This window comes from Parabacteroides goldsteinii DSM 19448 = WAL 12034 (genome assembly GCF_000969835.1).
Taxonomy (GTDB): Bacteria; Bacteroidota; Bacteroidia; order Bacteroidales; family Tannerellaceae; genus Parabacteroides; species Parabacteroides goldsteinii.
Genome location: NZ_KQ033912.1, coordinates 697,466 through 715,134, shown reverse-complemented (window position 1 = coordinate 715,134; position 17,669 = coordinate 697,466). Strand labels below are relative to the sequence as shown.

The 17,669-nt window shown below is 39.1% G+C and carries 12 protein-coding genes; 11 read left to right on the top strand and 1 reads right to left on the bottom strand.

Annotated features, from left to right (window positions below; genetic code table 11):
- Window positions 1-133 precede the first annotated feature (133 nt).
- The 5 genes from HMPREF1535_RS03015 (at window position 134) to HMPREF1535_RS02995 (ending at window position 5,073) form a co-directional block, all read left to right on the top strand.
- On the top strand, window positions 134-1,774 hold the full coding sequence (locus HMPREF1535_RS03015) for a DUF4091 domain-containing protein (protein WP_244275559.1): 1,641 nt from the start codon (window positions 134-136) through the stop codon (window positions 1,772-1,774).
- Between the two features lie 27 nt (window positions 1,775-1,801).
- Window positions 1,802-2,428, top strand: a complete 627-nt coding sequence (locus HMPREF1535_RS03010) for an EF-hand domain-containing protein (RefSeq protein WP_046145254.1) — start codon at window positions 1,802-1,804, stop codon at window positions 2,426-2,428.
- 8 nt (window positions 2,429-2,436) lie between these two features.
- Window positions 2,437-2,745 (top strand): trypsin-like serine protease, encoded by a 309-nt coding sequence (locus HMPREF1535_RS03005; protein ID WP_007654613.1) that lies wholly within the window; start codon window positions 2,437-2,439, stop codon window positions 2,743-2,745.
- 80 nt (window positions 2,746-2,825) lie between these two features.
- Window positions 2,826-3,452, top strand: a complete 627-nt coding sequence (locus HMPREF1535_RS03000; RefSeq protein ID WP_007654611.1) for an EF-hand domain-containing protein — start codon at window positions 2,826-2,828, stop codon at window positions 3,450-3,452.
- Between the two features lie 13 nt (window positions 3,453-3,465).
- Entirely contained in the window at window positions 3,466-5,073 is a 1,608-nt protein-coding gene (locus tag HMPREF1535_RS02995) for a trypsin-like serine protease (RefSeq protein ID WP_046145253.1), read from the top strand.
- A 539-nt stretch (window positions 5,074-5,612) separates the two neighbouring features.
- Here the strand turns inward: HMPREF1535_RS02995 and HMPREF1535_RS02990 are convergent.
- Window positions 5,613-6,527: a glycoside hydrolase family 20 zincin-like fold domain-containing protein gene (locus HMPREF1535_RS02990; protein WP_046145252.1), complete on the bottom strand. Its 915-nt coding sequence runs from the start codon at window positions 6,525-6,527 to the stop codon at window positions 5,613-5,615.
- 179 nt (window positions 6,528-6,706) lie between these two features.
- Between HMPREF1535_RS02990 and HMPREF1535_RS02985 the strand changes: the two genes are divergently transcribed.
- From HMPREF1535_RS02985 to HMPREF1535_RS02960, 6 genes are all read left to right on the top strand, one after another.
- Entirely contained in the window at window positions 6,707-10,642 is a 3,936-nt protein-coding gene (locus HMPREF1535_RS02985; protein ID WP_046145251.1) for a hybrid sensor histidine kinase/response regulator transcription factor, read from the top strand.
- Between the two features lie 84 nt (window positions 10,643-10,726).
- Window positions 10,727-11,305, top strand: a complete 579-nt coding sequence (locus tag HMPREF1535_RS02980; RefSeq protein ID WP_010802109.1) for an RNA polymerase sigma factor — start codon at window positions 10,727-10,729, stop codon at window positions 11,303-11,305.
- Complete coding sequence (locus tag HMPREF1535_RS02975; protein ID WP_046145250.1) at window positions 11,302-12,150, top strand: TonB family protein; 849 nt, start codon at window positions 11,302-11,304, stop codon at window positions 12,148-12,150. The genes HMPREF1535_RS02980 and HMPREF1535_RS02975 overlap by 4 nt, the downstream gene beginning before the upstream one ends.
- 232 nt (window positions 12,151-12,382) lie before the next feature.
- Window positions 12,383-12,925 (top strand): RNA polymerase sigma-70 factor, encoded by a 543-nt coding sequence (locus HMPREF1535_RS02970; RefSeq protein WP_007654600.1) that lies wholly within the window; start codon window positions 12,383-12,385, stop codon window positions 12,923-12,925.
- A gap of 70 nt (window positions 12,926-12,995) precedes the next feature.
- The gene (locus HMPREF1535_RS02965; protein WP_010802111.1) at window positions 12,996-13,961 is read left to right on the top strand and encodes a FecR family protein; all 966 of its coding nucleotides are present in this window, start codon (window positions 12,996-12,998) and stop codon (window positions 13,959-13,961) included.
- 446 nt (window positions 13,962-14,407) lie between these two features.
- Window positions 14,408-17,659: a TonB-dependent receptor gene (locus tag HMPREF1535_RS02960; protein ID WP_244275557.1), complete on the top strand. Its 3,252-nt coding sequence runs from the start codon at window positions 14,408-14,410 to the stop codon at window positions 17,657-17,659.
- Window positions 17,660-17,669 lie beyond the last annotated feature (10 nt).

Genomic DNA, 17,669 nt, shown 5'->3' with positions numbered 1-17,669 from the left:
TTTTGTTTTGTCTGAACTCTAAAAAAATCAATTTATTAATGGTTTAAACGGCTCTCTTGAGATAGGGAGCGCAATTTATTTACATATGAAACATTTTACTTATTATCTGCTTTGTATACTTTTTTTTTCATGTGTGGAAGATTCAGACACTAGAGATTGTGTTAGTTTTTCACAAGTAGATCCTTTTCTAAAAGTATTTAGAGAATCAAACTTTTTTCCGGAATACAACGAAACAGAAGAAGTGGCGGCAGGCGAACATGCCACATTTCAGTTTGTTGTCCGTAGTTCTGAAACGTTGAAGGAGTTGTCAATCGAAGTGTCTCTTTTTACAAATGAGCAAGGAAAGACGTTGCCGGCTGTACGTTCAGGATTCGTTGATTATGTAAGGGTAAGCCGTCAGACTCCTGACCGGGCAAAAGATGCGCTAACCTCTTTTTCCCATTATTATCCGGATCCTATCATTGAAAAAGACCAATGGAATGTCGCACGGGATATAGCGCAACCTATCTGGCTGACAGCAAGTGTTCCGGCCAATACTACTCCCGGCAATTATAAGGCAACTTTTCGTTTAACCGGAAGGGCAGGGAACAAACGAATCAAATTGGAAAAAGAGATCCGGATAAAAGTGCATCCGGTCGTTTTGGAAGAACCCTCCTTGTGGGTAACCAATTGGTTTAGTACCTCTTCTGATAAAATGAAGGTATTTAATGGAGGAAAAGAAGTAGAACTTTATTCTCAAGAATACTGGAATATGGTTGAAAAATTAGCTTTGAAACTAAAAGAATGCTATTCAAATGTAATACTGATTTCTCCTTTACAATATATTGAATGTATAGAAAAATATGGCATTTATTCATTTGACTATACGCAATTTGATAAAATAATTTCGATATTCAAAAAAGCAGGCGTATTAAAAATGATCGAAGGAGGACATATTGCAGGACGTTCCGGTAATTGGGATAGCCAGTTTGAACCCTATGTGCCTGAATATGAAGATGGGAAAAAAAAGATGATCCAATATCCGATTTCATCTAAAAATGCGCAAAATTTTTATAAGCAATTCATTCCTAGCTTGATGTCCCATTTAAAAGAACTGAAAGTAGGAGAAATATATGCACAACATATTGCAGACGAACCTATTAGTTCAAACATAAAAAGTTACGTAGAAATAGCTCGTTTTATTAAGCAGCTGGCTCCGGAAATTAAAATTATCGAAGCTTGCCATTCACATGATTTGGAAAATACGTTAGATATATGGGTCCCACAGTTGAATTTCTACAAAGACGGTTATGACTTTTATTGCGACCGTCAGAGGAAAGGTGACGAAGTATGGTTTTATACTTGCCTGGCTCCTCAGGGAGATTTTGTCAATCGCTTCTTGGAGCAGCCTCTCATTAAAACTCGTTTGATTCATTGGCTTAATTACAAATACGGAGCAACCGGTTATTTGCATTGGGGATTCAATCAGTGGTTTTTCGATAACGATCCTTATAAAGAAACAACTACAATGAATATGGAAAGCGGAAATACCTTACCAGGAGGAGACAGTTGGATTGTTTATCCGGATAACGGCAAACTGTATGGTTCAATTCGTCTGGAAGCCATGCGTGATGGAATTGCAGATTATACTTTATTAAAGATGTTGGAAAAGAAAGATCCCGAACTGGCTAAAGAGCTTTGCCGTTTGACTGTATTCCATTGGACTCTTTATGACACCGATGGAGATCATTTTCGTAAAACCAGAAAACAAATATTGGAGGCATTGTCAAAGTAGTTAGAAACATTACAAAAATTATAGATCATGAAACTGTTGAAACTTATTTTCTCTCTGCTATTGTTGGTAATGGTGGCAGGGTGCGGTGAAGAAGAAGAGTGCCAAAATAAGGTATTACCTTTTTTTGATGGTGAAGAGTATGTGACAGAAACGTTGGTGGATCGAATTTGCTTTTACGAACGGACTTATTATTGTAAAGGGGAAGATGTGGAGTATTTGTTTTTTTGTTATTCGTATGATGCAGAAGAGTGGTTTAGTATTCCTGAATTAATTGAGGATAAAAATGGAGATGGCAAGATAAGTTCCGAAGAAAGTATTGCTTGTAATGATTATCTTAGAACATTGGTGGATAAAAATCAAGATGGAATAATTGATGCAGCCGAATCACAAAGGTTAAGTGATATTCAGCGCCATTATGCCGAATATACATTTGCAATCAATAAGGCTGATTATATTCGAATGGGAGGAAAAGATCTGAAGCAGGGAAAAAAAGTTACAATGACTGTCGATTTGACGAATGTTAAAGGCTATTATAAGGTTGATTATTGTGGAGATGTGGCACCGACGATAGGTTATATGTTATGGTCGTCTCATTTAGGAATTTATGTGGGTTCTCATGTGAAAAAGGCTTATTTGAAAACAATCCATAAATAGCAAAAGATATGAAGAATTTAATTTTAATATTAGCCTTGTTACTGACATTACAAGGGTATGCTCAGCAACGTATTATTGGAGGAAATGAAATTAGTATAACAGAACGTCCTTTTCAGGTTCATATTGAAAAAAAAGATATTGAAAATACTTATTATGGTGGCGGTTGTATAATAGCTCCTCAATGGATTCTTACAGCTGCACATGTTGTCTGTTTTGATGATACAGAACAAAAGGTTGGAGTGGAAGATTTGAAAATTCGATATGGCTCAAGTAGATGGACAGAGGGTAATATAATGTTTGTTGATCAGATAGTATAAGGTTTTGATTCACAGATAAAAAGAAAACAAATATTGGAAACATTGTCAAAGTAGTTAGAAACATTATAAAATTATAGATCATGAAACAATTGAAACTTATTTTTTCCCTGCTGTTGTTGGTAATGGTGGCAGGGTGCGGTGAAGAAGAATGTAATGGTTGGCAGAAAATTCCTTTTTTTTATGGAAAGGAACAAACTATTGAAGAACTGAAAGAAATAACTTGTTTTTATGAAATGAGTTATTATTGTGAAGTCGATGATACAGAATACATGTTTTTTTGTTACGCAGATGATGCCGAGGAATGGTATAGTATACCTGGACTAATAGCAGACAAAGACGGTGATGGAGAAATTTCTAGGGAAGAATACAAAGATTGGGAAAATTATGTATATCATATTTTAGCTGATCTAAATAAAGATGGTGAGGTTGATTGGGATGAATCTCATCAAATAGATAACCGTTTACGTCATTATGCTCAATATGTATTCGGTATAAACAAAGCTGATTATATAAAACTCGGTGGAAAGGAAATACGCCAAGGAGAAAAACTAGTTATGACTATTGATTTAACGGACGTTAGAGGGAGAATAAGGACTGTCACTTGTGATGGTAGAGAAGTACTGTTAGCTAATATTATTTGGTCTTCTCATATGGGAGTGTATACTACTTCTAATCTTCGAAAAGCTTATTTGAAAGAAATACATTAAGACAAGTAATAGTATGAAAAATTTGATTTTGGCATTAGTTTTGTTGCTAGCATTTGAAGGATATGCTCAACAACGTATTATTGGAGGAAATGAAATTAGTATAACAGAACGACCTTTTCAGGTAGCTGTGTGTAAAAATTATATTTTTAGTGGGGGAGGGTGTATAATTGCGCCTCAATGGATTCTTACGGCAGCGCATGTTGTTTGTTTAAAAGATACAGAACAAACAGTAGGAATGAATGAATTGGAAATTCGATATGGCTCAAGTAAGTGGATAAATGGTTATTCTGCATTTGTTAATCAAATTATCGTACATCCGGAATACAATAGCTCATCATTGAAAAATGATATCGCACTGGTTCATTTATCTTCTCCATTGCCATTTTCTTCCACTTGTCAACCCATTGTCTTGTCTGATATGGTGGGATTGACTTCGGGGGAAGCTATTGTTTCTGGATGGGGAAATACTTCTGTAGATGTGAAAAATAGTCTTAGTGAGATTTTAAAAGCTACAACTGTATCTTTAATACCTTATACACATAGTTCAGTTAGATTTTCAAATTCCGGACCATGGCAATTGTTTGCAGCCGCTTCTCAGACGATGCATTTAAGTGGAGATAGTGGTGGCCCTTTAACTGTATCTTCTGAAAAGTACGGAAGAATTCTTGCTGGAGTAGTGAGTTTCAGTGCTAAAACGGATCAGCAAAGTCACCCCAGTGGTTATGCCAATGTCGGTTATTATCGTGAATGGATTCGTCAACAAACAGGTATCGGTATGCCTACCATTACTGGAAATGATATTATTCATACAGAAGGGAATTATGGTTTTTCCGGATTATTTTGTCCGTCAATAAATGCTAGCTGGAATATTTCCAATAGAGGTATTGCAACGATTAATTCTTCCGGACGGGTAATTCGTCAAGGTACAGCTTCTGGACAGGTCAAACTGACTTCCGTAATAAATAATTTTGGTATCCCTATTACATTGACACGCGACATTCTTATCGGTCTTCCCCCTTTCGATATCTCCTGTTTGCAACAATCGTTAATGGAGAATTACCGGGTAGGAACTACCTATAACTTCTTTGTCGATCCGCAATGGGGAGATGGGATTTTGGCAAACAACAGACTTACGTACGATTGGGGATATTCGAAACTTAGCTCTACCGGGCAAGCCGGAGAATGGATTCGGGTAAATACTTATAATAACGCTTCTTTTGTTGATATGCAACCTGCTTTCAGGTTCACAGAACCGGGTACTTACCGCATCGAAATGTATGTACGCGATGGTTCTGTGACAAGCGGCATGAATTCCAAAACGATAACCGTTACAGGTAATTATTATTCGGTTTATATGAATCCGGCTTGTACGCAGTTGACTTTTACACCGCAAATACAAGATATGGAAAGTGAAATTCTACCATCCCTATTTTCAACCCTCTATTCATCGACTGTAAAGGTGCATATCTATAGCGATACTTCTTTGAAATTCTCGACAATACTTTCTGCAACGAATGATACAAATATCGACATCTCTTCTTTGGATAAAGGTATTTATTATCTGGTTATATTGAAAGATAATGCTGTCATCGAACGGCATAAGATTTTAATTCGCAGATAAAAAATAAAGGCCCATTTTCACAAATGAGACCTTTACAAATTAACCAAAACCTTAACTATGAAAAAATTTATTTGTTTCATTTTGATATTGCAAATATCATGATTGTTTTTTTTATGTGCAAATATTTCTTATGTTTTTTTAATATTGTGAGTGAAACCATCTTCTTATACACACCACCTCTTCACTCCTTATAACAACCGCGAAAAAAATCGTGTTAAAATCGCATTAACATAGACTGCCGAAAAACGGCCCATTTGTTAAAGAATTACCTCCCTTTTACCCCCAATCGTAAGGAGTGGAGGTTAAACGGACCTTTAACGGAGGTTCAACGGAGCTAATACGGAGGTAAGACGAGGATATTTTGTGTTAAAATCGATAGGGATATTTGTGAATGTTTAACAGGTTTCGCGTGAACACTGTTTGGACGTTTTAAAAAAGGGCACGACCTGAAAGCAGGTGAGACGCTTGACAATTTTTCTCATCAGCACTGCTACATAGGCAAATAGATATGATAAGGATAAATAAGTTACGTGTTACTATTATTTTTTTTCTACCGTTATAAAGTCTTGCTTCCTATATAAAGCGAGCATTTCCACTCTTTTGGAATTTTTATTGCCTTCTGCTTCTAGAGGATTTGACCAGCATTTTTCGGCAATAGAGGCTAAATGTTTAAATAATAGTTTTCTGTCGTCCTTGGAATCGCTGATATTGGATTTCCGGATGATTTGTTCCACATAGAAAGGAAGATTGGATATAATGCCATCTGATCGCGTCATCCCGCTTGAAATCGTAATCTTTTTAGAATGGGCATATGAAGTCATGTTTTCTAATCCCTGCTGTATTTCCGGTGTTCTATCGTAAGGTTCTTGTATAAAATGAAGTCGGTTTATTTTTAACATGGCCATACAATCGATCAATTGTTCGAGATTATTCTTTGGGATGAGATTGAAAGGTGTGTGTAGTACTATTGTCCGATTGTTATATCGGGGACCGTCATGTATAGTCATTCCCGGAACATTCCATTGAATGTTTTTTACCGGTGTTTGGCTGTTTATTGCCGGAGGAAGCAGAAAGCGCAAAGTTTGTATCGCGTAAAAAAATCCTTTGTTTCCTGAAGCTTCTACCAGAATACAGGATGGACTGATGTTTAGTTTATAATGTTCTGCCGACAAACTCATGTCTGTACGGAATATGATATCAGCCTGTTTTTCTTGTATCGCTATTTGAGGACTGAATCCGGCTGCTTGATTAAATATACCGGTCAATTCTTGGGCAATCATAGCCTGTTTTTCATTTTCGACACTAATAAGGGTTGTTGGATCGAATATAAAATCCCCTTTATCTAATACACACTGTTGAGGTAAAGGAATGATTTCCGGCTTTTCGTCCGGTAAGATGCATTTAACGAGCATCATAATCAAAAAAATAGAATATATACCAACTCTGAGTAACATAAAAAACTTTTAATAGTACACTTTTTGTTTAATTTTACCTGTTGCAAATCTATGCTTTTGGGGTATTTCCTTATGTTCGATATCGTTCAGGAAAATTCAGGAATCGTTTTTTTATGCTATACAGGTATTGTATTTCGGACGATTTTGTATTTTTGTCGAACAATGGGTGATATATAGTTATGCAAATATTAGGGAAGTATTCACAATTAAATCTATTATTGTTTTTTATATTCTTAATGGGGGGGCTTTGTGCAACCCCCAAATATTATTTTAAACAGATTTCTTTACAGGACGGATTATCGCAGTCTTCTGTAAAGTGTGTATTGGTAGATGACAGGGGCGTTATATGGATCGGTACCCGCTTCGGGTTAAATCGTTTTGACAGGGAAAAGGTAACGGTTTATCAGGAGGAAAAAGACAATCCGCATTCTCTCCCTTATAATGACATCGTTTTTCTGGAAGAAGATGCGGAAAGACATATTTGGGTTGGAACCAGTCGCGGACTCGCTTATTTCGATCGTGATACCCAAAAATTTATACGTCAGAAAATAGATGGTGAACCGGTGGTTGTAACTTGTTGTTTTCTTATGCCGGATGGAATCTATTTTTTAGGAAAGAAAGGGGGATTTTGTTATTCCTATGCAGAAAAAAGGATTTTTAAATGTCCGGAAAAGGGGCAGTTACCTGATTTATTACCCAATTATGCTTTTTTGTATAATAAAGAGGATAGGAAGGTTTTGTTTTCTTCTTTGGGAAGTGGGCTTTGGTGGTATTATCTGGATACCGGAGAGATAGAGCAGGTCTCGTTTATTCAAGAAAAGAATATTTCTTCCATGTATCTGGATTCACAGCAGAGGATTTGGGTGGCAGTTTATAATAAAGGTGTATATTGCTATAGTTATGACGGAGAGCTATTGGAACATCTGGAAGCACCAGACAGATTGACTCATAATATTGTACAGGATATGCGGGAAAAAGATGGTGAACTTTGGCTGGCGACAGATGGAGGAGGTATCAATATTTATAATTACAAGAATAAGTCTGTGAAAGCTATCATGCATCTGCCCGGCGATCATCACTCTCTTCCGGTAAATTCTTTTGCCAGTCTTTACATTGATGATGAAGATAACATATGGGCTGGTAGTATCCGGGGGGGACTGATAGGAATCAAACCCGTTTTTATGACTACCTATCGGGATGCTCCTCCCGGGGTGTCTTATGGATTAAGTTTCCAGTCGGTTACTTCCATGTATGAAGATACGGACGGGAAAATCTGGATGGGAACAGATGGTGGTGGTCTTAATTTGTTTGATCCGGTAAAGGAAATGTTTCAGAAATATCCTAAAACATCGGATATGAAAATTGTTTCCATTATGCCCTATAGTAACTCGGAATTGTTGTTGTCTTTATTTGGTGTCGGCCTTTGTCTTTTTAATAAAACGACCGGAGAATGCCGGGAGTTTCGGTTAAACTGGGGGAATGTTCGAAATGATTTATTTCTGCTAGGGAATGCGGTTCGTTTGTATCGTGTGGATGAAAACCGTTTTTACCTTTTAACAGATAATTATTTTTGTGTGTATGACACAAAAAAACAACAATTCGAATCTTTGCCGGAAGATATGATACCTCATAATTTTTTAGCTCCTTGTTTTGTTTCTGGCGATTCGTGTTACATAAGTTCTTCTAAGGCTATATATGTGTTGGACTTTCCGCATAAACAGTTACGTCCGCTATTCGTGACAAAGGAAGAATTCGGAACAATTATTTCGGTAAAACAAGATAAAGATAAACGTTTCTGGTTGGGGACTTCTTCCGGATTATATGTATATGACCGCATTACACAAAAGATAGATACTGTTGATACGAAGCGTTTTATCGGGATTACGTCTTTAGCTTTCGATACTTATGATCGTCTTTGGGTGAGTACTCATGAAGGGTTATATGCGTATGTTTCTCAGGAGGAACGTGTGATCGTTTTCGGAGAATCCGATGGTGTTTTTACACGTGAGTTTTTACCGCAGCCGGCTTTAAAAACCTCTTCCGGAGATATTTATATTGCAGGTGTGGATGGAGTTGTAAGAATACGACCTGATCAGGAATTCCAAAAGGAAGAAGATTTTTCCGTCAGTTTGATCAATCTGGCTTTGGATGGTTCGCCAATTCATCCGGACGGCATATTTGGAGAACAAGTCATTTCCATCCCATGGGATTATGCTTCTCTGGGACTGAGTGTCATCGTAAAAGAGAAGGATTTGATGCGGAAAAAATTGTTCCGTTTTGCCATTAAGGGGGATCGTGAGGAACTATTGGAGACTTCCAGCCATGCATTTTCGTTTCCGGCTCTTACTCCTGGTAATTATGAATTATGGGTTTCGTATGGGAAGAGGAACGGAGATTGGAGTGTACCATTGAAATTATTAACCGTTAATGTGGTTCCTCCTTTGTGGCAGCGGGTATGGTTTATAGCATTAATGATTGCCGTAGTTCTGATAATAACCGGATGGGGTATCCGTTTGATAATGGAGAAGAAGGAGCGCGAACTTGCTTGGGCGATGAAAGAACATGAACGTAAGTTCTATGAGGAGAAAGTTCGCTTTATGGTTAATATCAGTCATGAACTGCGTACGCCACTGACCTTGATTTATGCCCCACTTAAGCGTTTGTTGAAATCCGGAAAAGTGACGGATGAAGATGTATCCCTCCAATTGAACGGTATGTTGTTGCAGACCAGCCGGATGCGGGAAATAGTAGATATGGTGCTCGATGCCCAAAAATCGGACACGAACGGTGATGTCATGGATATCTGTTTTTACAATCTCAATGATTGGATACGGTCGGTAACGAATGATTTCATTCCGGAATTTGAAGCTCGTGGAATTTGCTTGGAATTCAAGTTGGATACTTCAGTGGAGAAAGTCCCCTTCGATGCTTCTAAATGTCGTGTCGTTTTATCTAACTTATTGATAAACGCGATGAAGTTCAGCGAACCGAATACTCTGTTAGTTATTTGTACAGAACGCATAGGAACAAATGTGCGTATTTCTCTTGCTGACCAAGGTATTGGATTGGAACATGTAGATATGGACCGTCTTTTTTCCCGTTTTTATCAAGGTGACCATGATCGTAAAGGTAGTGGAATCGGATTGGCTTATGCTCGTAAATTAGTGGAGTTGCATGGAGGTAATATTGGAGCTTATAGTAATGAAGACGGTGGTGCGACTTTCTATTTCGATCTGCCGCTGGAACAGGTCTCTGTCTCGGGAGAGTCGAATGAGGTAGTCGGTTTTGGTATGGAGAATGCCGGTGTGGCGGAAGAGAATGCTGGGGTAGGGCAAGCCGATATATCGCTTGCGAAATACACCTTACTAGTGGCCGAAGATGAAATAGATTTACGCAACTATCTGTCCGGTGTTTTGCAGGCTGAGTTTAAAGAAGTTTATGTGGCAGCAGACGGAGAAGAAGCATGGGAACTTTTGGGGCAATATCAGCCGGATATTATAGTAAGTGATGTGATGATGCCTCGGACAGATGGCTATGAACTGTGTCGCCGGATCAAAAACGATGTGACAGTTAGTCATATACCTGTCGTTTTACTTACAGCCCGAGCAGATCAGGCGAGTTCGCTCGAAGGGTATAAGTCTGGTGCGGATATATACCTGGCAAAGCCGTTTGATGTAGATTCTTTGTTAGTAATTTTGCGGAATATATTGAAACAACGCGATCAGCTTCGTACACGTTATCGGGAATCCGGTTGTCTGTTCTCTCCTAAAGAGGATGCTGTAAGTAATGCGGATGAACAGTTTATGCAAAAATTGAATACGTTGATTCGTGAGAATCTGACTAATCCGGATTTGAATGTAGCTTTTATTGCTTCAGGGATGGCTATGAGCCGTACGACGCTTTACAGCAAGTTTTGCCATTTGTCGGATATTTCAATTGGCGATTATGTGATCAGGTTCCGGATGGTCGAGGCAACCCGCCTGCTTTCCTCTCATAAAGAAATGAGTATTCAGGAGGTTGCAGATCGTGCCGGTTTTTCCAGCGCTCGTTATTTTAGTACGGCTTTTAAACAGAGTTACGGGATGACACCGACTGAATATCGTCGTAAAAATTAAATCGGGTGTAGATAATCGGGATTTTTGCTTTTATTGTAATCATTTAGATTTAAAGTTTATATTTGTAGAAAAAACAGGGACAAATTGCTATTTTTCAGACGTAACATATCGAGTTATTCCGACAGTGAGTTGGTACGATTATATAAGGAAACCGGGGAAAGTGATTATTTCGGTGAATTGTATAACCGTTATATCCCGTTGATTTACGGTTTGTGTCTGAAATACTTGCAGGAAGAGGTCAAGGCACAGGATGCTGTGATGCAATTATTTGAAGACCTGTTGCCTAAACTGTCACGTTACGAGATACGGGAATTCAGAACCTGGATTTACAGTGTGGCGAAGAACCATTGTTTCCAGTTGCTCCGGAAAGAAAATCTGGAGATAGCAACTGATTTTGACCAACAATTTGTGGAAACGTACGATATTTTGCATCTATTAGATAAGGAAGAAACAAGCGACGATGCCCGTACGGCAGCCCTCAAACATTGCATGGAGAAATTGCCCGAACCGCAGCAGCGTTGTATCCTCTCTTTCTTTATGGAAGAAATGTCGTACGCTGATATCATGGAACAGACCGGATATCAGCTGAAAAGTGTAAAAAGTTATATTCAGAATGGCAAACGCAATCTGAAAAGTTGCATAGAAAAGAGAATGGCGCAATGAAAAGTCTGATGCAATACATACAAGGTTCACGAAAAGGCAAGGAAGCCCATCGCCTGGAAAAAGAGGCGATGAAAGATCCTTTCCTGTCGGATGCGCTCGACGGTTTCCAGGCCGTCAAGGGCAATCATGTGGAAAGTATTGAAGAAATGCGTCGCCGTATTTCCCTTCGTACCCGTTCGTCTCGCAACAGCATAACGAAATGGAGTATTGCCGCCAGCCTGTTGATTTGTTTAGGTTTCGGTAGTTATTTTTGGCTGGACAGACAATTAGGTATGCCGGCACAGTCACCGCTGGCGGTTGTTATGGAGGAACAGGCGGCTCCGTTGCAACAAGTACCGTTGGCGGGTATTGCAGCCGACTCCATACAAGAACATGAAAGCGCTTCGGGAGCAGGGGAGACCAAAGCGAAGGTCTCTGAAGGCACCCCTCAGTCACCGGCTCCTGTTGTTGCAGAAACCTCTGTAGCCCAGGTAGCAGTTTATTCCGCACCTTGTGAAGATGTCGCTGTAGCCGATATAGTTGCGGAAGAGGAAGCTCCTGTAGCAGCTAAGGCCTTAACCCGTTCGATGCCCCGGCATATACTTCAGCCGGTAATCGGCGAAGAAGCTTATCGCGAATATCTGAAAAAGGAACTTATCCATCCGCAGGATTCCCTTTGCAAAGGAGTGAGCGGAACAGTCGTTGTTGAATTCCATATCAATGAAAAAGGACGCCCTGTCGATTTGAAAGTAAAACAAAGCCTGTGTGAATCGGCCGATAAGGAAGCCCTCCGCCTGATTGAAAAAGGACCGGACTGGCAGGTGGATACGGCTAAGGTGTTTGTCCCGGTTGTTTTTGCCCCGTAACTTCTATCATCTGTGTTTCTTTTCCCAGTTTAAATTCCCCATATTTTTTTATTACGTGGGGAATAATCCCCATTGCAGTGGGAAACAATCAGTAAAGTGACTAGGTTGTGTTGACAAAGTGTTCCTGAAATTCATATGGGAATGGAAAGAAAAGTGATAAATCTTGCCCGATTGTTTAAAAGTTAGAATAATATGTTACTTTTGCTAAAGTATAGAATTTGCAGAATTAGATATGGTTTATCCCCAAGATACATTTGAAAAAATATATAAGCTGTACTATCCGAAGATGTTTGCATTTGCTAAGAATTACATATCGGCAAATGAGGATGTGGAAAATATAGTGCAGGATGTCTTTTTGGTACTTTGGGAGAAAAAAGATGAACTTGAATTGTCCTGTACACTTACTACCTATTTGTTTACCCTGGTTAAAAACAGATGCCTGAATTTCCTGAGACATAAACTTATAGAAGAGGAATATAATGCTCAGATGAAAGAAGAATTGGGTTTCAAACTATATGCTTTGGAATCGATGGAGTATTCATATCATTCGGAAAAGGAGTTGCAGGAGATCATTCAGCGGGCTTTGGATACATTGCCGGAACGTTGCCGGGAGGTGTTTATAAAAAGCCGTATCGAGGGATTAAAGTATAAAGAAATATCAGAAGAGTTAGGAATATCTGTAAATACAGTTGAAAACCATATTGTTACAGCATTGAAAAAGCTACGTGTAGAACTGAAAGATTACTTGCCCTTGCTTTTGTTCTTGGTTAATTAATGTTTATTTTGAACTGCTTTATAGTGGTCTGTCTCCCGGTAAGGGTTTAACTTTATAAATGGAAGAAAATATGCATGATCTGTTATCTAAATATTTGACAGGAGATATTTCATCAGAAGAAAAGCAAACTCTTTTTCTGTTATTAAAAGAAAATACAGAACTAAAGAAAGAAGCAGCCGATATACAAAATCTGTCGGCACTTGTTTCTATAGTCCGGGAGGAGCATCCTGCTTCTGATATGCAATACCGGTCGTTTGTTCATTTGAGGAAAAAACGCACATTCTTATTTAATATGCGGAAAATAGCCGGTTATGCGGCTATCATGGTGTTCTCTGTTTTGTCAACTTATTTATTAATGACAAATATGGGAGGAAGAGGCGAAGAACTTGCCCGTTACCAGGAGTTTTCAACCCCGCCCGGTCAGCGTGCCAGGGTATTGCTGGCCGACGGTACGGAAGTTTGGTTGAATGCCAATTCAACATTGCGCTATCCCGAACGTTTTGATTTGAAGCAACGGGAGGTAGAGTTGCATGGAGAAGCCTTTTTTGAAGTAGAAAAGAATAAGGAGAAACCTTTTGTTGTCAGGACAAGCAAAATGGATATACAGGTAACCGGAACAAAATTCAATGTGAGCGCTTATGAGGCGGAAAAGTATTTTGTTACCTCTTTGGTTGAGGGAGCGGTTTCCATTTCTTGTGCAAACGACCGGAATCGTACTTTTTCACTACGTCCGCAACAGCAAATTATAGTGTCGGATTCTTCATCGGAAGTTGCCTTATTTGAGAATACCGATTTTCTGTCGTGGAGAGAGGGCGTATTTGTTTTTGATGATATGTCGTTAACAGATATTATTAAGAAACTGGAGTTGTTTTATGATGTGTCGATTGTTGTGAAAAACACGAAACTGGGTAACTACCGTTATACCGGAAAATTCAGACAAAGGGATGGAGTGGAAAGCGTTTTGCGGAAATTACAGATAGTATATCCGTTCACTTATACAAAGGATGATGAGCGTAATCTGATTGTTTTACAATAAATACTCTGATATCGAAAATATCTGTTACAGAGTCGTGGCATTGTCTATGACGGCCATTCGTATGACCTTAACAATACTTGTGTAATGCAAAACAAAGTCATGAAGAAGATCGGCGAGTAATCAAAGTTAAACGCTGGAAATATGGCTTGTTTGTTAAATTGTGTTTAATTTGTTGCCGGTTATAGTGGCGTTTTTGATCTGATGGGTTTAACTTAATAGAATCGGAAAATATGTGTAACCTTAAAATAAGATGCCTATGATTTAAAAGAAATAAGAAGCCTTTTTTATATAAAAAAGCAGACAGGTGTTCCAGCACCTGTCTGCTATACATCTAACACTCTTAGTCGAAAAAAGTATTAAACATTTAATTTTACAAAGGTATGGAAAAATATGCTTTGTCAATCTTTTTGTATCAAAGAAAACATTTAAAGAAGTTTTTAAATATTATGAGAATTTCTACATTATTACTGTTTGTCTGCATTTTTGCATCTTATGCGTCGGATTTAAGTTCGCAGACGGCAAAAGTAAATATTGCAAACACTCGTATGACGATCGGAGACTTTATCAAACAGGTTGAAAAGGAAACCGGTTATATGTTTGTTTATAATAAAGGAGAGATTGACGCAAACAGAACGGTTTCTTTAAAGAAAGGGAATAACACAGTCGGCGACTGTCTGAACAGAATATTCGATGGAACCGGCGTGTCATTTGTTTTTGATGACGGATATGTTGTTTTGACGAAACACTCACAAACACAAGCCGCAGTATCCCAGCAATCCGGTAAACTGGTCAAAGGGGCGGTAACCGATGAAAGTGGCTTGTCGGTAATCGGAGCCAATGTCTTTATTAAAGGTACAACAGTCGGTACGATCACGGATATGGAAGGTAACTTTAGTTTGGAAGTACCTTCGGATAATGATATCTTAGTGATTTCATACATTGGTTATGTAGAACAGCAAATTCCGGTAAAAAATAGAAAAAACTGGTCCATTGTACTGAAAGAGGATGCACAGAACCTGGATGAAGTAGTGGTCGTGGGATACGGTACACAACGGAAGGGAAATATTGCTACGGCTGTGACAACGATTAAGTCGGATGTTCTTCAGAATCGTCCTGTCCAGACGGTCGGTGAAGCTCTGCAAGGGCAGATTCCGGGCTTGAGTGTAACGGCAAAAGGTGCCCCGGGTGAATCCCCTAAACTTCAACTGCGCGGATCTTCCGTTTTGAAGTCGGATAATTCTTCTGAACCTTTGGTGTTGGTCGATGGAGTTCCTGCTGATTTTAACTTCTTGAATCCGGAAGATATTGAGAGTATTAATGTACTGAAAGATGCAGCATCTTCGGCTATTTATGGTTCACGGGCCGCAAATGGTGTATTGCTGATAACCACAAAACGCGGTAAGATGGGTAAACCAACTTTCCGTTATAACGGCTCGGTGGGAGTTAATACGCCGATGTATATGCCGCAGTCGATCAGTTCAGCGGAATATGCAAGAATAAAGAATGAGGCGGAGAGAAATATGGGACGTGCTCCGATTTATACCGATGAAGATATTTCAAAGTTTGCCAACGGTACGGATCTGAATCGTTATCCGAACACAAACTGGTTGGATTTGGCGATACAGAACAGCGTTACGACGCGTCATGGTCTGGAGGCTTCCGGTGGTACGGAAAAAGTGAGATATCTGGTAAGTGCGGGTGTAGATCATCAGACTGGCATTTTCCCGAATACTCAACAGAATGTATTCAATGTGCGTTCGAGTACGGATATTTCGATCACCAAAAAGTTTGGTATCTCTTTTGATATACGTTATCAACTGAGGGATATGGATGCCTTGAATAATCAGGAAGATATTTATAAACAGTTGATTCAGGCCGATCCGACAATGGTTGCCTATTATACGGATGGTTCATACGGATATAATCCCGGATTCTTTACAAACCCATTGGTTCCCCTTTATGAAGGTGGGCAGAAATATACGAACAGGCATGAAGCTTCAGGTATTTTCAAGCTGGATTATGAAATTATTGACGGATTGAAGTTTACCGGAATAGCTAATGTGAAATATACTTTCAAAAATGAAGAATCCAGAGCCCGTAAAGTATTTTATAAAAACTATTTTACACAGGAGGTTTTTGAAAACGGAGAGAATAGTTTTTCAGATCGTCGCGATTATAATGCTTATTATAACTTGCAGGCATTGTTGAATTATAAGAAGAGTTTTGGTATTCATAATCTGGATATCCTGGCAGGTTATCAGCAGGAAAGTGAGAACAGCGACTGGCTGAAAGGTGCCCGTTCCGGTTATCCGACTGATATTATCTGGGAATTGAACCCAGGGCCGAAAGATAACTGGAGTAATGACGGAAATGGTGAACACTGGGCGTTGGCTTCGTTTATCGGTCGTATTAATTATGATTATGATAATAAATATATTTTGTCATTGAGTATGCGTTCGGATGCTTCTTCCCGTTTCGCCAAAGGAAGCCGTTGGTCCACTTTCCCTTCTGTGGCTGCTGCATGGAGAATTTCTCAGGAATCGTTTATGAAAGGTATACGTAGCTGGCTGGATGATCTAAAGATCAGGGCATCCTGGGGACAAACAGGTAGTGCGACCGGATTAGGACTTTATCCGAGTTATACATTGATTTCTACAGGAGGTCTGATACTGAACAATACTTATCAGCAGATTGCTTCTTTGAAGACGATCGGAAATCAGGAACTGACTTGGGAACATTCCGACATGTTAAACTTGGGTTTAGATGTAAAGGTGTTAAACAGCCGTTTGAATTTTACCGGTGAATATTATATCAAGAATACTAAAGATATTTTGTTGGAAATGCCTGTTCCGTTAGAATATGGATTCGGTAAACCGAATATGAATGTCGGTGAAGTCCGTAATAAAGGATGGGAACTGTCTCTGAGCTGGAATGACCGGATTAATGATTTTGGTTACAGCATTTCTGGTAACTTGTCGGATAACCGGAATGAAGTTGTCGATCTGGGAGATACAGGTCCGTGGAAAGGATCCAACACCTATACGGAAGTCGGATTACCGTTTAATTCTATTTACGGATACGAATCTATGGGGTTATTTCAGTCTGACGAAGAGGTAGCCAATGCTCCTTTCCAGAATTCCAATACGGCAGCCGGTGACATACGTTATAAAAACCAGAATGGAGATGATAAGATCGATGCTAACGACCGTGTTGTAATAGGTGATCCGAACCCGCATTTCTTGTATGGTGTGAATCTGGGATTTGATTACAAGAACTTTGATTTGAATATGTTCTTCCAGGGGATCGGGCAGAAAGATCGGGTTATAATGGATAATTTTGTCAGGCCGTTTTATGATTCTTCTATCTTTGAACATCATTTGGATTACTGGACACCGGAAAATACAGGAGCCAAATATCCGCGTATTTTGAATAAGGACGATGGAACGCATAATTATCAGCAGTCTGATTACTGGATGATCAATGCCGGATATTTCCGTATGAAGAATTTACAGATCGGATATACTATTCCGCGTGAGATATTGAGACCGGCGGGTTTTGATAGAGTCCGTGTCTATTTTTCTGCTAATAATTTGTTTACTGTTTCTGATTTTGTGCCGGGTATGGATCCGGAATCTGAAAAATCAGTGTCTTATCCGTTTGCCCGGACGTATTCTTTTGGTTTGAATGTTCAATTTTAATAAGCTGGAA